The sequence below is a fragment of the Micromonospora sp. CNZ280 genome, assembly GCF_011759515.1.
Map to the genome: position 1 here is coordinate 55,530 of NZ_JAAOYP010000003.1, position 17,639 is coordinate 73,168.

14 protein-coding genes are annotated in these 17,639 nt (G+C 73.3%); 7 read left to right on the forward strand and 7 right to left on the reverse strand.

The annotated features are described in order from the left end of the window. The first annotated feature begins 62 nt into the window (after nucleotides 1-62). The 6 genes from FHX32_RS21985 (at nucleotide 63) to helR (ending at nucleotide 10,797) form a co-directional block, all read left to right on the forward strand. A complete protein-coding gene (locus tag FHX32_RS21985) occupies nucleotides 63-3,728 on the forward strand; it encodes a nitrate reductase subunit alpha (RefSeq protein ID WP_167186543.1) in 3,666 nt (1,221 codons plus the stop codon). After that, nucleotides 3,728-5,452, forward strand: coding sequence for a nitrate reductase subunit beta (gene narH, locus FHX32_RS21990; RefSeq protein WP_167186546.1), 1,725 nt, complete (start codon nucleotides 3,728-3,730; stop codon nucleotides 5,450-5,452). Before FHX32_RS21985 ends, narH begins: the two co-directional genes overlap by 1 nt. Beyond that, a complete protein-coding gene (gene narJ, locus FHX32_RS21995) occupies nucleotides 5,449-6,069 on the forward strand; it encodes a nitrate reductase molybdenum cofactor assembly chaperone (RefSeq protein WP_167186549.1) in 621 nt (206 codons plus the stop codon). The genes narH and narJ overlap by 4 nt, the downstream gene beginning before the upstream one ends. Before the next feature lie 114 nt (nucleotides 6,070-6,183). After that, entirely contained in the window at nucleotides 6,184-6,945 is a 762-nt protein-coding gene (gene narI / locus FHX32_RS22000) for a respiratory nitrate reductase subunit gamma (protein WP_167186552.1), read from the forward strand. A gap of 193 nt (nucleotides 6,946-7,138) precedes the next feature. Beyond that, nucleotides 7,139-8,416: an MFS transporter gene (locus FHX32_RS22005; protein WP_486481257.1), complete on the forward strand. Its 1,278-nt coding sequence runs from the start codon at nucleotides 7,139-7,141 to the stop codon at nucleotides 8,414-8,416. A 158-nt stretch (nucleotides 8,417-8,574) separates the two neighbouring features. Continuing rightward, nucleotides 8,575-10,797, forward strand: coding sequence for an RNA polymerase recycling motor ATPase HelR (gene helR / locus FHX32_RS22010; protein WP_486481258.1), 2,223 nt, complete (start codon nucleotides 8,575-8,577; stop codon nucleotides 10,795-10,797). Between the two features lie 62 nt (nucleotides 10,798-10,859). Here helR and FHX32_RS22015 read toward each other — a convergent pair whose 3' ends face one another. The 5 genes from FHX32_RS22015 to FHX32_RS22030 form a co-directional block, all read right to left on the reverse strand. Further along, nucleotides 10,860-11,513, reverse strand: coding sequence for a M23 family metallopeptidase (locus FHX32_RS22015; RefSeq protein WP_486481259.1), 654 nt, complete (start codon nucleotides 11,511-11,513; stop codon nucleotides 10,860-10,862). A 55-nt stretch (nucleotides 11,514-11,568) separates the two neighbouring features. Then, the gene (locus FHX32_RS22020; protein WP_486481260.1) at nucleotides 11,569-11,691 is read right to left on the reverse strand and encodes a hypothetical protein; all 123 of its coding nucleotides are present in this window, start codon (nucleotides 11,689-11,691) and stop codon (nucleotides 11,569-11,571) included. 193 nt (nucleotides 11,692-11,884) lie between these two features. Then, nucleotides 11,885-12,277 (reverse strand): hypothetical protein, encoded by a 393-nt coding sequence (locus FHX32_RS22025; protein WP_167186555.1) that lies wholly within the window; start codon nucleotides 12,275-12,277, stop codon nucleotides 11,885-11,887. Between the two features lie 5 nt (nucleotides 12,278-12,282). Further along, nucleotides 12,283-12,414, reverse strand: a complete 132-nt coding sequence (locus FHX32_RS35325) for a hypothetical protein (protein WP_486481261.1) — start codon at nucleotides 12,412-12,414, stop codon at nucleotides 12,283-12,285. Nucleotides 12,415-12,651: 237 nt separating this feature from the next. Beyond that, nucleotides 12,652-13,335 (reverse strand): TetR/AcrR family transcriptional regulator C-terminal domain-containing protein, encoded by a 684-nt coding sequence (locus FHX32_RS22030; RefSeq protein ID WP_167186558.1) that lies wholly within the window; start codon nucleotides 13,333-13,335, stop codon nucleotides 12,652-12,654. 72 nt (nucleotides 13,336-13,407) lie between these two features. Between FHX32_RS22030 and FHX32_RS22035 the strand changes: the two genes are divergently transcribed. Then, the gene (locus FHX32_RS22035; RefSeq protein ID WP_167186561.1) at nucleotides 13,408-14,220 is read left to right on the forward strand and encodes an alpha/beta fold hydrolase; all 813 of its coding nucleotides are present in this window, start codon (nucleotides 13,408-13,410) and stop codon (nucleotides 14,218-14,220) included. Between the two features lie 246 nt (nucleotides 14,221-14,466). Here the strand turns inward: FHX32_RS22035 and FHX32_RS22040 are convergent, their stop codons facing one another. Both FHX32_RS22040 and FHX32_RS22045 read right to left on the reverse strand, forming a co-directional pair. Further along, nucleotides 14,467-16,344, reverse strand: a complete 1,878-nt coding sequence (locus tag FHX32_RS22040; protein ID WP_486481262.1) for a Xaa-Pro dipeptidyl-peptidase — start codon at nucleotides 16,342-16,344, stop codon at nucleotides 14,467-14,469. Nucleotides 16,345-16,489: 145 nt separating this feature from the next. Then, complete coding sequence (locus FHX32_RS22045) at nucleotides 16,490-17,416, reverse strand: hypothetical protein (protein ID WP_167186564.1); 927 nt, start codon at nucleotides 17,414-17,416, stop codon at nucleotides 16,490-16,492. Nucleotides 17,417-17,639 lie beyond the last annotated feature (223 nt).

The following is a 17,639-nucleotide window of genomic DNA, read 5'->3' on the forward strand; positions in this document are numbered from 1 at the left end:
GCTCCGGCGCACCTTTGGCCAACGTGGGCAGCACGGCGATCTACCCGAGGGGAGCGGCGCGGATGTCACGAGCGACGGGAGGGGCGGGGCGAGCGCTGCTGGCGGTGGGCGGCCTGGTACGCCGGGCCGAGGTCTCCGCCGACGGCCGGACGCTGCACCAGATCGGCGGCCGGGAGGCCGACGCCTTCTACCGGGACCGCTGGTCGTACGACAAGGTGGTGCGCTCCACGCACGGGGTCAACTGCACCGGCTCGTGCTCCTGGAAGGTGTACGTCCGCGACGGCATCATCACCTGGGAACAGCAGCAGACCGACTACCCGAGCGTCGGGCCCGACCGGCCGGAGTACGAGCCACGGGGCTGCCCCCGGGGCGCCGCCTTCTCCTGGTACACCTACTCCCCCACCCGGGTGCGCTACCCGTACGCCCGGGGTGTGCTGGTGGAGATGTACCGGGAGGCCAAGGGCCGGCTCGGCGACCCGGTGGCCGCCTGGGCGGACATCCAGGCCGACCCGGAACGCCGCCGCCGCTACCAGAAGGCGCGCGGCAAGGGCGGGCTGGTGCGGATCACCTGGGACGAGGCGCAGGAGATGATCGCCGCCGCGCACGTGCACACCATCGGCGAGTACGGGCCGGACCGGATCGCCGGGTTCTCCCCGATCCCGGCCATGTCGATGGTGTCGCACGCCGTCGGCGCCCGGTTCATCTCGCTGCTCGGCGGGTCGATGCTCTCCTTCTACGACTGGTACGCGGACCTGCCGGTGGCCTCCCCGCAGGTGTTCGGCGACCAGACCGACGTGCCCGAGTCCGGCGACTGGTGGGACGCCTCCTACTTCGTCATGTGGGGCTCGAACGTCCCGGTGACCCGCACCCCGGACGCGCACTGGATGGCCGAGGCGCGCTACCGCGGCCAGAAGGTCGTGGTGGTCAGCCCGGACTTCGCCGACAACGTCAAGTTCGCCGACGAGTGGATGCCCGCCCAGCCGGGCACCGACGGCGCCCTGGCGATGGCGATGGGGCACGTCGTGCTCAAGGAGTTCTTCGTCGACCGGCGCACCCCACGCTTCGTCGACTACGTGCGCCGCTTCACCGACCTGCCGTTCCTGGTGACCCTGGAGCCGGGGGCGGACGGGGCGTACCGGCCGGGCCGGTTCCTCACCGCCGAGGACCTGGGCGAGACCGGGCGGGAGGCGGCCTTCAAGACGGTGCTCTGGGACTCGGCCACCGACGCCCCCGCCGTGCCCGGGGGCAGCCTCGGCCACCGGTGGGGCGAGCAGCAGGGCCGGTGGAACCTGGACCTGGGCGACCTGGAACCGGCGTTGACCTGCCTCGGCGCCGGCGCACCGGTCGAGGTGGAGCTGCCCCGCTTCGACACCGACACGCCGAGCGTGCTGCGCCGGGGCGTGCCCACCCGGCTGGTGGAGGGCCAGCTCGTGACCAGCGTGTTCGACCTGCTGCTGGCCCAGTACGGGGTGGCCCGCGACGGGCTGCCCGGGCAGTGGCCGGCCGGCTACGACGACGTCGAGGTGCCGTACACGCCGGCGTGGCAGGAGCCGATCACCGGGGTGCCGGCGGCCCAGGTGGCCCGGGTCGCCCGGGAGTTCGCCGACAACGCCGAGCGCTCCGGTGGCCGGTCGATGATCCTGCTCGGCGCCGGCACCAACCACTGGTTCCACTCCGACGCCACCTACCGGGCGATCCTCGCGCTGGTGACCCTCACCGGCTGCCAGGGGGTCAACGGCGGCGGCTGGGCGCACTACGTCGGGCAGGAGAAGTGCCGCCCGGCGACCGGCTGGGCGCAGCTCGCCTTCGGCCTGGACTGGGTCCGCCCACCACGGCAGATGATCGGCACCGCCTTCTGGTACGTGCACACCGACCAGTGGCGCTACGACACCTACTCCGCCGACGTGGTGGCCTCCCCCACCGGCACGGGCGCCTTCGCCGGGAAGCACACCATGGACCTGCTGGCCCAGTCGGCGCGCTCGGGCTGGATGCCGTCGATGCCGACCTTCGACCGCAGCCCGCTGGACCTGGCCGACGAGGCCCGGGCCGCCCGCCCCGACGACCCGGGCGGCTGGGTGGCCGAGCAGCTCGGCCAGGGTCACCTGAAGTTCGCCTGCACCGACCCGGACGCACCGGAGAACTGGCCGCGGGTGCTGACCGTGTGGCGGGCCAACCTGCTCGGCTCGTCCGCCAAGGGCAACGAGTACTTCCTGCGGCACCTGCTCGGCACCGACGCCAACCTGCGCGCCGACGAGGCCCCGCCGGAGCTACGGCCGAAGGACGTGACCTGGCGGGACGAGGCGCCGGAGGGCAAGCTCGATCTCCTGTTGAGTCTCGACTTCCGGATGACCTCGACGACGCTCTTCTCCGACATCGTGCTGCCGGCCGCCACCTGGTACGAGAAGCACGACCTGAGCAGCACCGACATGCACCCCTTCGTGCACGCGTTCACCCCGGCGATCAACCCGCCTTGGCAGACCCGCACCGACTTCGCCGCCTTCCACGGCATCGCCCGCGCGTTCTCCACGCTGGCGGCGGAGCACCTCGGCGTACGCAGGGACCTGGTCGCGGCGCCGCTGCTGCACGACACCCCGGACGCGATGGCCACGCCGCACGGCCGGGTGCGGGACTGGGCGGCCGAGGGCGAGCCGCCGGTGCCGGGCCGGACCATGCCGAAGCTGGTGGTGGTGGAGCGCGACTACGGCGCGGTCGCCGACCAGCTGGCCGCCCTCGGCCCGCTGATGGACACCCTCGGCACCACCGGCAAGGGCGTGAGCGTCGACGTCCGGCCCGAGGTGGCGTACCTGCGCCGCCGCAACGGTGAGATCCGCGGCGGTGTCGCGGACGGGCGGCCGTCGCTGGCGACGGACGTGCACGCCTGCGAGGCGATCCTGGCGCTGTCCGGCACCACCAACGGCCGGGTCGCCACGGCCGGCTTCCAGGACGTGGAGAAGCGCACCGGCGTACGCCTGGCCGACCTGGCCGCCGAGCACGAGGGCAAGCAGATCACCTTCGCCGACACCCAGTCCCGCCCGGTGCCGGTGATCACCAGTCCGGAGTGGTCCGGCAGCGAGCACGGCGGGCGGCGCTACTCGCCGTTCACCATCAACACCGAGCGGCTCAAGCCCTGGCACACCCTCACCGGCCGGCAGCACTTCTTTCTCGACCACGACTGGATGCACGAGGCCGGCGAGGCGCTGCCGATCTTCCGGCCGCCGCTGGACATGCACAAGCTGTTCGGCGAGCCGAGACTGGGCCGCAACGGCGAACTGGAGATCACCGTCCGGTACCTGACGCCGCACTCGAAGTGGTCGATCCACTCCGAGTACCAGGACAACCTGCTGATGCTGACGCTGTCCCGGGGCGGGCCGACGATGTGGATGAGCGAGGCCGACGCCGCGAAGATCGGCGTACGGGACAACGACTGGATCGAGGCGGTCAACCGCAACGGCGTGGTGGTCTGCCGGGCCGTGGTCAGCCACAAGATGCCCGAGGGCACCGTGTACATGTACCACGCCCAGGAGCGGGTCATCGACGTGCCGAAGGCCGAGGTGAACGGCCGACGAGGCGGCATCCACAACTCGCTGACCCGGCTGCTGGTCAAGCCCACCCACCTGATCGGCGGGTACGCGCAACTCTCGTTCGCCTTCAACTACCTCGGCCCCACCGGCAACCAGCGTGACGAGGTCACCGTGATCCGTCGCCGCTCGCAGGAGGTGCAGTACTGATGCGCGTGATGGCCCAGATGGCGATGGTGATGAACCTCGACAAGTGCATCGGTTGCCACACCTGTTCGGTGACCTGCAAGCAGGCGTGGACCAACCGGTCCGGGGTCGAGTACGTCTGGTTCAACAACGTGGAGACCCGGCCCGGCCAGGGCTACCCGCGCACCTACGAGGACCAGGAGCGCTGGCAGGGCGGCTGGGTCCGCACCCGCGCCGGCCGGCTCAAGCCCCGCTCCGGCGGCCGGGTGAAACGGCTGTTCAGCATCTTCGCCAACCCGAAGCTGCCGGCCATGCGGGACTACTACGAGCCCTGGACGTACGACTACGAGCACCTGCTCACCGCGCCGGCCGGCGAGGACACCCCGGTCGCCCGGCCGAAGTCGCTGCTCACCGGCGCGGACACGAAGATCACCTGGAGCGCCAACTGGGACGACTCGCTGGCCGGCGGCAACGAGATCGCCGCCGCCGACCCGGTGCTGGCGAAGGTCTCCGACCAGGTGAAGCAGGAGTTCGAGAAGACCTTCATGTTCTTCCTGCCGCGCATCTGCGAGCACTGCCTCAACCCGTCCTGTGCCGCGTCCTGCCCGTCCGGGGCGATCTACAAGCGGGCCGAGGACGGCATCGTGCTGGTCGACCAGGACCGCTGCCGGGGCTGGCGGATGTGCGTGACCGGCTGCCCGTACAAGAAGGTCTACTTCAACCACCGCACCGGCAAGGCGGAGAAGTGCACATTCTGCTTCCCGCGCATCGAGATCGGCCAGCCCACCATCTGCTCCGAGACCTGCGTCGGCCGGCTGCGCTACCTCGGGTTGATGCTCTACGACGCCGACCGGGTCGCCGAGGCCGCCGCGCTGGAGGACGAGCACGACCTGTACGACGCGCAACGCTCGGTCTTCCTCGACCCGCACGACCCGGGCGTGGTCGCCGCCGCCCGCGCGGCCGGCATCCCCGACGACTGGATCGAGGCCGCGCGGCGCTCCCCGGTCTGGGACCTGATCATGAAGTACGAGGTGGCGCTGCCGCTGCACCCGGAGTACCGGACCATGCCGATGGTCTGGTACATCCCGCCGCTGTCACCGGTGGTGGACGCGCTGCGGGAGACCGGCCACGACGGCGAGGCGGCGGGCAACCTGTTCGGCGCCATCGACGCCCTGCGCATCCCGGTGGAGTACCTCGCCGAACTCTTCACCGCCGGCGATCCCGGTCCGGTGCGCGGGGTGCTCGACCGGCTCGCCGCGATGCGCGCCTACCAGCGCCGGATCAACCTGGGCGAGGCGCCGGACGAGTCGATCGCCGCTGCCGTCGGCATGACCGGTGATCAGATGGACGAGATGTACCGGCTGCTGGCCATCGCCAAGTACGAGCAGCGCTACGTCATCCCGGCGGCGCACGCCGAGGACGCGCACCGGCTGGAGACGATCGCCACCGAGTGCAGCCTCGACTACGAGGGCGGCCCGGGCATGGGCGGCGGCGGTCCGTACGGGCAGGGACCGTTCGGCGAGTCTTCCGGGACGCCGGTGCCGGTGCAGGTGGAGACCTTCCACATGCTGCGCGACCGGCAGACCGCGGAGCGCTTCACCGACCCGGGCGACGAGCCGCGCCGGATCAACCTGCTCAACTGGGACGGCAAGGGCACTCCGAAGGGGCTCTTCCCGCCTCGGTCCCGGGAACCCGAGCCGGACCATGACGCCACGGCGCCCGGCACCGAGCAGGGCGGTGGACGATGAGCGGGCCGACCTGGCGGGCGGTGGCGGCCCGGGCCGCCTCGCTGCTGCTGCGCTACCCGGACGACGAGGTGCTGGCGGCGCTGCCGGTGCTGCGGTCCGCCCTGGACGAGCTGCCGGCCGCGCTGGCCGGGCCGCTGGGCGAGGTGGTTGAGCACCGCGAGCGCGCCCCGGCCGGTCAGCTCCGGGCAGCGTACGTGGAGTTGTTCGACTTCCGCCGTCGCTGCTGCCTGCACCTGACGTACTACACCTGCGGGGACACCCGGAAGCGGGGCGAGGCGCTGGTCGGCTTCTCCGCCGCGTACCGCCGGGCGGGCCTGGCGGTGGTCGGCGGCGAGCTGCCGGACTTCCTGCCCGCGGTGCTCGACCTGGCCGCCGTCGACGACGGCGGGTGGCGGCTGCTGCGCGACCACCGGGTCGGGCTCGACCTGCTGGTCGAGGCGCTCGGCCGGGAGCGGTCGGTCTACCGGCACGCGGTGGCCGCCGTCCGGGAGATGCTGCCGCCCGCCGGCCCGGCCGAGCTCGCCGCGGCGGCCCGGTTGGCCCGCACCGGCCCCCCGGTCGAGCAGGTCGGCCTGGAACCGTTCGGACTCGTCGACACCACGGGAGGTCGCCGGTGAGCGCGAGGAACGCAGCGCAGCGGAGTACCGCAGTCGCGAACGAAAGAGGGCACCGGTGAGCGCGAGGAACGCAGCGCAGCGGAGTACCGCAGTCGCGAACGAAGGAAGGCACCGATGACCACGCTGCTGTGGGTGGTGTACCCGTACCTGTCGCTGGCGGTCCTGGTCGGCGGCCTGATCTGGCGCTACCGGTACGACAAGTTCGGCTGGACCACCCGCTCCTCCCAGCTCTACGAGAGCAGCATCCTGCGCTGGGGCAGCCCGCTGTTCCACTTCGGGGTGCTGATGGTCCTCATCGGACACGTCGGCGGCCTGCTGGTGCCGAAGGCGTGGACCGAGGCGGTGGGCGTCACCGAGCACACCTACCACCTGATGGCCGTGTTCATCGGCACGGTGGCCGGCTTCTGCACCCTGATCGGGCTGGGCATCCTGATCGCCCGCCGGCGGCTCACCGGCCCGGTCTTCGCCGCCACCACCCGCAACGACAAGGCGATGTACGTGGTGCTCGCCGGGGTGATCGTGCTCGGCCTCTGGGCCACCGTCCGGGCCAACGTCTCCGGCCCCGGCTACGACTACCGGGAGACGATCTCCCCGTGGTTCCGGTCGCTGTTCTACCTCAGCCCGGACCCGGCGGTGATGGCCGGCGTCCCGGTGGCCTTCCAGATCCACATCCTGGCGGCGTTCGCGCTGTTCGCGTTCTGGCCGTTCACCCGCCTGGTGCACGCGTTCAGCGCCCCGGTCGGCTACGTCACCCGCCCGTACGTGGTGTACCGCAGCCGGGATGCGCGGCCCGGGCTGCGGCCGAGCCGGCGCGGCTGGGAGGGCCCGCCCCGGCTGCCCACTCCGCGCGGCGGCCGCAGCCGCTCGGCCCGGTGAACGCGGTGCGGGTCCGGCGCGGCCGCGCCGGCCGGACGACCGCCCGCGCGCCGGGGCGACGTCCCCGCCGAGGGGTGACCTCCGGCCCTGCCCGGAGCCGATCGGCGCGGCGAGGCTCGTAGCGGCAGGGAGCCGCACCGTCGCATCAGGACGGCGCCAGCCGGCAGTTACGACGACCCGACCGGGAGCAGCGATGACCACCGCCCGCAACGGACAGCCGACGGACACCGCCACGACGCCGGGCACCGCCCGCGTCGACCCACCCGGCACGCCGACGCCGGTTCCGTCCGGGCCGGCGGGCAGGTCCGGCGCCACGCTCCAACTCGCCCTGGCCACCCTCGGCTTCCTGGTCAACTTCTGGGCGTGGGCGCTGCTCGGGCCGCTCGGCCCCGGCATCAAGGAGCGCCTCGACCTCAGCTTCGCCGCGCAGTCCCTGCTGGTGGCCGTACCGGTGGTGGTGGGTTCGTTGGGACGGGTCCCGGTCGGCGCCCTCACCGACCGGTACGGGGCTCGGGTGGTCTTCCCGCTGGTCACGCTCGCCACCATCGTGCCGGTGCTGACCCTGAGCGTGGTCTCCTCCTACCCGGCGCTGATCGTGACCGGATTCTTCCTCGGCATCGGCGGTACCGCCTTCGCGGTCGGGGTGCCGCTGGTGTCCGGCTGGTACCCGCCCGCCCGGCGCGGCTTCGCCATCGGGGTGTTCGGCGTCGGCATGGGCGGCACCGCGATCGCGAACTTCACCACCGTCCGGCTCGCCGCCGCCTACGGTGACCGGGCGCCGTTCCTGCTCGTCGCCGCGATCCTGGCCGGTTACGCGGTGCTGTCGTTCCTGCTGCTGCGGGACGCGCCGGGCCGGGCGCGACCGGCCGGGTCGGCCTGGCGGCGGCTCGCCGTGGTCGGCCGGCTGACCGTCACCTGGCAGCTGTGCTTCCTGTACGCGGTGGGCTTCGGCGGGTTCGTCGCGTTCAGCGTCTACCTGCCCGCGTACCTGCGCACCGCGTACGGGCTGAGCCCCGGGGACGGCGCGTTGCGGACCGCCGGGTTCGTGGTGCTCGCCGTGCTCGCCCGCCCACTGGGCGGCTGGCTCTCCGACCGGCTGCACCCGGTGCCGGTGCTGGTCTGGTGCTTCGGCGGGGTGTCGGTCTTCGCCGTGGTGCAGGCCTTCCAGCCCCGGCTGATGCCGGTGGCGACCGTCGCGCTGCTCGGCATGGCGCTGCTGCTCGGCGCGGCCAGCGGCGCCGTGTTCGCCCTGGTCGGCAAGGTCGCCCCCGCCGACCAGGTCGGCGCGGTCACCGGCCTGGTCGGCGCCGCCGGTGGCCTCGGCGGGTTCGTCCCGCCGCTGGTGATGGGCTGGGTGTACGGCGTGCAGGGCTCGTACGCCATCGGCCTGATGCTGCTCTCCGACGTCGCTCTGGCCGCCGCGGTGTTCACCGCGGTGAAGATGGGCGGCCTGGCCCGGCGCGACACCTGACGGCACCGGATCCCCGAAGAGCGGGCAAGAAAAAAGGGGGAATTGCTCCCCTCCATTTTCAAGGTATAGCGGACCCGGGGGCTTGTGGCAAGACCCGGGTCGTGCCGCAGAATCGCTGGCCGAGGCCAGGATCTGGCGGAAATGGGGGGAGTTGCAACATGCGTACGTTCTTGTCAACGTATGGGGCGGGTGAGAACGGCGAGCCGGCGGCCGGTGCCGCCGCCGGCCGGGCACCCCTGAGCAGCACCAGCGTGTTCGATCTGCCCGACCGGCTCGCCGCCAAGGCCGACCCGGCGCTGATCGCCAGCGACGAGCAGCACTTCGCGGCCATGGCGGAGAGCCTGGAGCAACTGTCCGCCGACCTGTCCGACCGCCTCGACGCCGCCCGCAAGGCGCCCGGCGGCAAGGGCCGGCAGGCGGTGGACCGGGACCAGGAGGTCCGCCGGCTGAGCGCCCGCCTGCGCGCCTTGAGTCGCTACGGCCTGGACCTCTGCCTCGGGCACATGGTCAGCGCGGACGATCCCGAGCCGGTGTACATCGGACGACGCGGCCTCACCGACAGTGCCGGTCGTCGGCTGCTGCTCGACTGGCGCTCCCCCGCGGCCGAGCCGTTCTTCGGCGCCACCCACGCCAACCCGATGGGGCTGGCCAGCCGCCGCCGCTACCGCTGGACGAAGGGCCGGATCACCGACTACTGGGACGAGGTGTTCAGCCCGGACGGGTTCGCGGGGCACGCCGCCGCGCTAGACGACCAGTCCGCCTTCATCGCCAGCCTGGGCGGCAGCCGGTCGGACCGGATGCGGGACGTGCTCGGCACCATCCAGGCCGACCAGGACGCCATCATCCGGGCGGGATCGAACGGCGCGCTCGTGGTGGACGGCGGTCCGGGCACCGGGAAGACCGTCGTCGCGCTGCACCGCACCGCCTACCTGCTCTACGCCGACCCTCGCCTCGGCCACCGCCGGGGCGGGGTGCTGTTCGTCGGTCCGCACCAGCCGTACCTGGCCTACGTCTCCGACGTGCTGCCCAGCCTGGGCGAGGAGGACGTGCAGATCTGCACCCTGCGGGACCTCGTCCCCGAGGGCGCCGCGGCGGGCACGGAGACCGACCCGGAGGTGGCCCGGCTGAAGTCGTCCGCCGACCTGGTGCGGGCGATCGAGGCGGCCGTCAGGTTCTACGAGGAGCCGCCCACCAAGGGGATGACGGTCACCACCGACGACGCCGACATCCGGCTGAGCGCCGACGACTGGGCCGATGCGTTCGACGCGCCGGATCCCGGCACCCCGCACAACGAGGCGCGGGACGAGATCTGGGCGGAACTGCTCACGATCCTGCTCGACCGGTACGACGGCGACGAGCCGGAGGAACTGGTCCGCAGGTCGTTGCTGCGGAACCCGGAGCTGCGTACGGCCTTCAACCGGGCGTGGCCGGTGCTCGACCCGGCCGACCTCGTCGCAGATCTCTGGTCGGTCCCCGCCTACCTGCGCAAGTGCGCGCCCTGGCTGAGCGCCGACGACATCCGGAAGCTCCAGCGGGACGACGCCCGAGCGTGGACGCTGTCCGACCTGCCGCTGCTGGACGCGGCACGGCAGCGGACCGGCGACCCGGAGGCGTCCGCGCGCCGGCCCGACACCGCCACCGCCGTCGAACGCGAGCAGATGACCAGGGTCGTCGACGACCTGATCCAGGCCAACGCCTACGACGACGGCGAAGGCCTGCTGACGATGCTGCGCCAGCCGGACCTACGGGACGCCCTGATCGAGGGGAACGCCTCGCCCGACAGCGAACCGGACCGGCTCGCCGGGCCGTTCGCGCACATCGTCGTTGACGAGGCGCAGGAGCTGACCGACGCGGAGTGGCAGATGCTGCTGCTCCGCTGCCCGTCGCGGAGCTTCACCATCGTCGGAGACCGCGCCCAGGCCCGGCACGGGTTCACCGAGTCGTGGCGGGAACGGCTCGAACGGATCGGGCTCGACCGGATCAACCTGGCGTCCCTGACCATCAACTACCGGACGCCGAAGGAGATCATGACGGCAGCCGAGCCGGTCATCCGGGCCGCGCTCCCGGACGCCAACGTGCCGACCTCCATCCGCAGCGGCGGCGTCCCCGTCGGGCACGGAGCCGTCCCGGAGCTGGGTTCGATCCTCGACGCCTGGCTCGCCGCGCACGCCGAGGGGGTCGCCTGCGTCATCGGCGATCCCACCTTCCAGGGCACCTCCCGGGTCCGGTCGCTGACCCCGGGGCTGGCGAAGGGGCTCGAGTTCGACCTGGTCGTGCTCGTCGACCCCGAGACGTTCGGCGACGGCATCGAGGGGGCCGTCGACCGCTACGTCGCGATGACCCGGGCGACCCAGCAGCTCGTCATCCTCACCAGTTCCTGACCTCGACCGGTCGGCACGGTGTCTCGTCGTCCACGCCTGGCGGGGCACCGCGCCGACGGCCGCTACGGCTGCCCGGCGGCGCAGTTGTTGCTCTTCCGGGTGACCGTGTACTCGGCGTCGTCGTTCGTGATGCCCGACGGCTGGCCGTCGAAGTAGGTCTCCACCTTCTCCCAGCCGCGGCGCTGCTCGTAGTGCAGGTGCGGGGCGCCGGAGTTGCCGGTGCTGCCGACCCGGCCGATCTGCTCGCCCTGGGCGACCCGCTGACCCTCCCTGACCAGCGGCGGTTCGAGCAGGTGGAGGTACTGGGTTTCCCACCTGCCGCCATGGTCGATCTTCACCCAGTAACCCCCGCCCCGGCCGCGCGGGCCGTTCGGGTTGTCCGGGGTGCGCCCGCCCAGCGAGCCGTTGATCCCGGCCACGGTGACCGTGCCGGCGTACGACGCGAGCACCGGCCTCCCCCACGCCTCGCCGGTGGTGGGGAACAGGTCGACGTCGAAGTCGTCGTGGCCGGGGTAGGTGCCGAGCTGCCAGGTCTCGCCGCAGGCGACCGGAAGCTGGAAGAGCGGACGCGGACCCGGCGGTCGCAGCAGCGGCACCACGGCGACGGCGACGGCGGCGAGCGCCGCGGCCGCGGCGAGCGCGAGGACCCAGCGGACGGTGCGACTGCGGGCGTGGCGGTGGGCGCGGCGTGGGGCTGAGGGGTGGCCGGTCGTCACCGCTCGAAGCATGGCAGACGCGGGCAAGGCTCCGGTTCTGGGGTGGCGCGGTGGATCACTCTGTGAAGAAGCCCATGATCGCCAGCCCGGTGGCGAGCCCGGGGCGGTCCGGGAACCATTTGATCAGCGTGGAGACGGGGGAGATGTAGCCGATGCCGAGCCCGATGCCGCCGATCACGCCGTAGCCGAGGTAGAGCAGCCCACCGCGTCAGGACACGGCGGGGTACCCGGACAGCGCCGGTTGATCCCCGCCGGTGGGCGGTCGGGTCGGGGTGCGGGTGCGCGCGATGGTTGGCCGGCGGCAGGCGTCCGGCGGACCCCCGCCCGCCCGCGGGGACGTGCGAGCGGCGAGGTCCGCTGGCCAGGTGGCGTCAGGTGACGCGGCTCAGGCCGCGCCGGCTGTTGCCCCGGCGTACGTTCTCCGTCCGGCCGTCGGTGCCGAGCATCCGGCGGGCGGCGTCGAGCCCGGTCAGCGCCGCCCCGTAGGCGGCGACCTCGCGTTGGAAGTGCTCGACCTTGGCGTACCAGTACTTGAGCTCCGGGTTCATCGTCTTGGAGTTGATGTAGTTGACGATGTCCGTGTCCGGGTCGATGCCCCGGCGCGCGCAGCAGCGGTCGAAGCGGGCCTTGGTGCGGTCGTACTTCTCGGTCATCGCCGCCAGGCTCGCCTCGGCCTCCAGCAGCCGGGACTGCAGGTACGCCACGTATTCACGGGGAATCGCCGGGCTGGCGAACTCCAGCCGGGTGGTGGACAGCGCAGACACAGCCATCACCGCCCCGGACAGCCGGCGGGACCGTGCCGCCCGCGCGAGGTGACCAGCGCGTACGGCCGCCGGGCCGGCACGCCGGGCGTCCCGGGCAGCGCCGCCTGCCGGGCCACGGATCCATTCAGGAAGATCATGTTGACCGCCCTCCACTCGCTCGACGTCTGGTGCGCCGCCAGCGAGGTCGATGCGTTCGAGCCCTGACGTTAGGCCGGCCACGTTGCCGCCAGCCGCTGCCGGCGCAGTGACGTACTTCTACCCCTCGGGGCGGCCGACTATGCCGGCCGGGGACGGAACGCCCGGTGCTCAGCAAGTTTGGTAGGTGAGCGTCCGGACCCGGCGGAGGGTGAGCGCGGTCTCCCGGGCGGCGCCGGTCAGGCCGGGTCGGGCGCGAGCAGGCCGCACAGCAGGCTCCGCTGGGCCCGCTCGAAGAGGTCCGTGGCCGGGGGCGCGGTGGGCGGCTGGGTGAGGGCTGCCACCAGGTGCGGGTACGGGGTGACGTCGAGGCCGGCGAACGTGAGCGCCGCACCGGCCGTCCGCTTCCGGGCGAACAGGATGGAGATCCCGTTCATCACGCCGATCGCCTCGAACTTGGCGACCGGCGTCGCCGGGACCGGCGCCATGATCCGCAGGCAGGCGTCGAAGAACGCCAGCGCCTCCGGGCCGATCGCGGACGCCCGTTGGCTCAGCTCGGACAGCCAGGGGTGGCGCTCGTGCACGGCCCGCTGGGCGCGGGCCATCCGCAGCATCGCGTCCAGCCAGTCGCCGTCGGGCTCCGGATACGGCCGCAGCTCGGCGGCCACCCGGTCGGCCATCAGGTCGAGCAGGTCGTCCCGGGAGGAGAGGTACCGGTAGAGCGAGGCCGCCCCGGTCTCCAGTCGGTTGGCGACCGCCCGCATCGAGACCGCGGTCAGCCCGTCGGCGTCCGCGATCGCGATCGCCGCCGCCACGATGTCGTCCCGGCTGTGCGTGGGAGCCGGGCCCCGGGTGCCGCGTTCGGGTCGGTGCCAGATCGACTCGCGCTGGGAGTGGCCGGAATTCGGGGCTGCGTCGCGCACCGATCCACTGTAAACTGCAAACGTCGTTCGCAGTTTTTGTCGACGCGGAGACGCGGGGAAGGCGGAACGCCCATGGACCGGATCGTCGCGCCGGACGGCGAGAAGATCGTGCTGCACACCACCGGCACCGGCCCGGACGTCGTCGTGGTGCACGGCGGCGGGGTCACCATCGAGCAGTACCGGAGGCTGGCCACCGCCCTCGCCGAGCGCTGCACGGTGCACCTGTACAACCGGCGGGGTCGGGCGGACGCCCCCGCGCGCCGCGAGCCGTACACGGTGACGCAGGAGATCGAAGACCTGGGCGCGGTGCTCGCACACACCGGCGCCCGTACGGTCGTCGGGCACAGTTCGGGCGGCTTCATCGCGCTGCGCGCCGCGCTCACCCTGCCGATCGCCCGACTCGCGCTCTACGACCCGGCCGTCTCCGTCGACGGCATCCTCACCGGCGATTTCATCGCCTCGGCACGGGCGGCGATCCGCGCCGGTGATCCGGCCCGCGCGATGGCGATCGTCGGCGCCGCCGCCAACCCGCACCTCCCGGCGTCCCGACTGCCGCTCGGCGCGCAGACCGCGCTCTGCCGGCTCTTCCTGCGCACCCAGGTCGGGCGGCAGATGGGCGAACTGCTCGACATCACCCTCGACGAGAGCGCCCTGGTCGCGGCGCACGGCGGTGCGCCCGAGCAGTACACGGGGGTCCAGGCCGAGGTGCTGTTCGCCTACGGGCAGGCCGGGCCGCCGTACTACCCGAGGATCGCCGCCGCCCTGGCCACCGCACTGCCGCGGATGCGGGTGCTGCCGGTGCCACGCTGCGGCCACGACGGCATCAACCGGGCGCCGGCCCGACTGGTCGACCCGCTCGCGGCCTTCCTGACCGCGGCGGCGTGACGGTCCCGCGCGCGGGCCGGTTCCACGACAGTCGAGATCGACGGGTCCCACGCCGTGGCCGTCTCCCAACCCGGCCCCGTCGCGGACCTCATCGACACCGCCGCCCGCGCCACCAGCCGCCAGGCGGCCGCACCGGGACGGGCACCCACCACCGGGCTGCCACGATCGCGGGAAGGAAGGCAGGGGGGCGCACCGGCGGCACCGGTGCGTCCCCGTCCGGCCGGCGGCCCGCCGGCCCGGGCCGGCTCAGAACCCGAGTACGGCCCGGCCCCCGACCACCGGCAACCGCAGTTCGCTGTCGTCCGGGGCGACCCGCAGCCGGGTGCCGCCGAGCGGCAGCAGGGTGTACTCCTGGTCGGTGGAGAAGACGACCACGCCGATCCGGTGGCCGGCCGGGAAGACGTAGTCCTTCGGCTCCAGGGTCCACCGGTAGTCGTACAACTTGCCCTGCTTCACCGGCCGGGTGCGGGCCGGGTCCGTGCGGTTCTGCGGGTCCATCCAGCCCCGGGTCACCACCGTCGGCGCGGCGGTCGAGCCGGCCGGGCCGTAGTCCACCAGGTACACGGTGAGGTTGGCGTCCGGCTTGTTGTCGATCGCCATCCGCAGCCGCATCTCCGGACGGCCGGAGACGCGGACGTGCTGGCCCAGTGCCGCGGAGCGGTAGACGAGCCGGTTCGGGCTCGCCGCGTCCGGGGCGGCCACCAGGGTGTCCGGGTGGATCGTCCGGCCCTCGTCGACGAAGCCCTGCTCGACCTTCCCCTTCGGCCGCCTGCCCGTGGTGAGCGTGCCCGGGCCGGCCGCGTCGGTAGCGGCCAACTTCAGCGCGACCTCGCGGGCGCCCGGGTCGGGCCAGTTGGCGTACGTGGTGTAAACCCGGTTCTCCCGCTGCACCACCGCGGTCGGCTCGTCCGTGATCCCGTTGCGTACGCCCCAGAGCCAGTAGTCGAACCAGCGGTTCTCGGTCTGCTTGTAGGTCCAGGTCCGGCCGTCGGGCAGGGTCACCGACGCGTTGCTGCCCGGGCCGCCGTGCCCGCCCTGGTGCAGCCAGATCTTGCGCGGGACGTCCCGCCGGGCCAGCTCGTCCCACCAGCCGGCGAAGTGCTCGGTCTTCACGTTCCAGTCGTTGAGGCCGTGCACCACGAAGACGCTCGCCTCGACCCGCCGGGCGTCGAGGTGGTCACGCTCCCGCCAGAACCTCGTGTAGTCGCCGGTCACCCGGTCCTGCTCCGCGGTGAGCCGGGCGATCTCGTCGGCGCAGGGCCCCTCGGCCCGGGCCCGGCCGGCGGTGAACCGGGCCAGCACGTCGGTGTCCTCGCCCTGGAACGTCCCGGGCGCGACGACCAGACCGTTGGCCCGGTAGTAGTCGTACCAGCTGCTGATCGCGGCGACCGGCACGATCGTGCGGAGACCCTCGACCCCGGTGGTGGCCACCTGGTTGGGCAGCGTCCCGTTGTAGGAGACGCCGGTCATGCCGACCGCGCCGGTGGTCCAGCCGGCGCTGACCGGCGCGCCGTTCGCGTCGTACCCCGGCACGCGCCCGTTCAGCCAGTCGACGACCGCCCTGGTGCCAAGCGTCTCGGCCCGGTCGCCGCTGGTCGGACAGCCGTCGGAGTCGCCGGTGCCGACGCTCTGGCCGAGCACCACCGCGTAGCCGCGCGGCACGTAGTAGTCGTCCAGCGAGCCGGGCAGGTTGGCCTTCGCCCCGGCCCGCTGCGCGCCCAGGTCGAGCGCCCGCAGCCCGGAGCCGCGGGTCAGGCCGTTCTGCGGCAGCTCGTCCACCAGCACGCTCGGGTACGGCACGTCACCCCAGACGTCCTTGCGGTACGGGCTGTGCTCGAAGATGACCGGCACCTTGAGCCCCTGGGTGGCGGTCTCGCGGGGCCGGGAGATGTCGATCGCCACCCGGTCGAGTCGGCCGTCGTGGTCGGTGTCGACAATGGTCTGCACGTACACCCGCTCCTCGATCGCGTCGGCGAGCGAGAAGACCGGCTGGGTCATGCCGTCGACGACCACGATGCCGGGCGGGGTGGCGGCCGCGGGTCGGGCCGCCGCCGGGGCGGCGCTGAGCAGCAACGCGCCGGACACGCCGACGGCGAGTAGGGCCGGAGAGGGGGAACGACGCACGCGCGCCTCCCTTCGGTCGGGCTGGTGGCCACGCTCGGCCAGGGGTGTCCCGAAGATGTCACATGCCGGGCGTCGTGGGCACCCCCGTCGATCGATCGGACCGACGGTCGTCCACACCCGAGCGCGGCGGCGCGCGCACCGCCCGTCACTCGCCGGCCGCGTCCGGACCGCCGCGACGGACGGTACCGCCGCCGTCCCGGCCGGGCGCCGCGAGCGCCAGCAGGCCGATCGCGAGGACCGCCAGGAGCGCCAGCAGCGGCGCCGTGACCAGACCGGACGGCGGGGCGTCGACGACGGTTGCGGCGACGAACGCCTCGGAGCGGTATCCGGCCTCCAGGAACGCCTGCGGCTCGGTGACCGCGTCGGCCTCGGGCCAGACCATCGGCCGGGCCGGCCCCGCGGCCACCAGGTCGGCGTTGAGTACGGCGGTGGTCAGCAGCAACGCGCCCAGCCCGGCCGGCACGCCGGAGCGCCACCGTCGGCCGGCGGCCACCACGAGCACCGCCAGCGCGGCGGCGACCGCCACCATGGTCGGCACCCGAGCGGCGAGCGTTACCAGCCGCCGGGCCAGCGTCCCGCCGCCGAGGTCGACGAGCGGGACGGCCGCCACCACCGCGACGACGGCCCAGCCGATCCGGCGCGGCCACCGCGCGTCGGTCCGCGGCCGGCCGGCCAGCGTCACCACCGTGCCGGCGCAGATCAGCCAGGTGCCCAGCAACGTCGGCCAGTGCTCGGTGAGCTGCGCCGACAACGCCTCGCGCAGCCAGGCCAGGTCCGCGCCGGGGGAGTACGGAGCGGGAGTGCCCAGCGGCGCGTAGAACGGTGACAGGTACCTCGGCCCGCCCAGGTCCCGGGCCGTCACCACGGCGTCGACCGCGAGTACGGCGACACCGGCAGCGACGGCGATGCGGCCCCGCCCGCCGCCGATCAGCACGATAGCGGCAATGCCGGCGAGGGCCACTCCGGTCGCCTGCCCGGCGAGCACCGGCGCGTCCGACAGCGCGCCGAGGACGTGCACCACCGCCGCGCCGGCAACCACCGACCAGCACACCGTTCCCGCAGACAGCCGCACGGCGCACATCCAATCACGCCGATCCGGCCTGCGCTCCACCCCCGGTCGCGGCGGCGACCCGTCCGTCCGGCGCAGCGGCTGCCGGCCCGGGCCGTGTCGCGCCAGCGGCTCCGCCTTGTCACCGCGCGGCAGTTCGACTGCGGCATCACCGCGCCGCGCTACGTGCCGAAGCGCTGAGCGCACCCACCGGGACGGTCGCCGCCGGCCATTGATGATCGACTTG

What these genes read in the sequence shown, in the direction of transcription:
- FHX32_RS21985 (WP_167186543.1), top strand. Translation starts at nt 63, where the DNA reads ATGTCACGAGCGACGGGAGGGGCGGGGCGAGCGCTGCTGGCGGTGGGC.
- narH (WP_167186546.1), top strand. Translation starts at nt 3,728, where the DNA reads ATGCGCGTGATGGCCCAGATGGCGATGGTGATGAACCTCGACAAGTGC.
- narJ (WP_167186549.1), top strand. Translation starts at nt 5,449, where the DNA reads ATGAGCGGGCCGACCTGGCGGGCGGTGGCGGCCCGGGCCGCCTCGCTG.
- narI (WP_167186552.1), top strand. Translation starts at nt 6,184, where the DNA reads ATGACCACGCTGCTGTGGGTGGTGTACCCGTACCTGTCGCTGGCGGTC.
- FHX32_RS22005 (WP_486481257.1), top strand. Translation starts at nt 7,139, where the DNA reads ATGACCACCGCCCGCAACGGACAGCCGACGGACACCGCCACGACGCCG.
- helR (WP_486481258.1), top strand. Translation starts at nt 8,575, where the DNA reads ATGCGTACGTTCTTGTCAACGTATGGGGCGGGTGAGAACGGCGAGCCG.
- FHX32_RS35325 (WP_486481261.1), bottom strand. Translation starts at nt 12,414, where the DNA reads ATGATCTTCCTGAATGGATCCGTGGCCCGGCAGGCGGCGCTGCCCGGG.
- FHX32_RS22035 (WP_167186561.1), top strand. Translation starts at nt 13,408, where the DNA reads ATGGACCGGATCGTCGCGCCGGACGGCGAGAAGATCGTGCTGCACACC.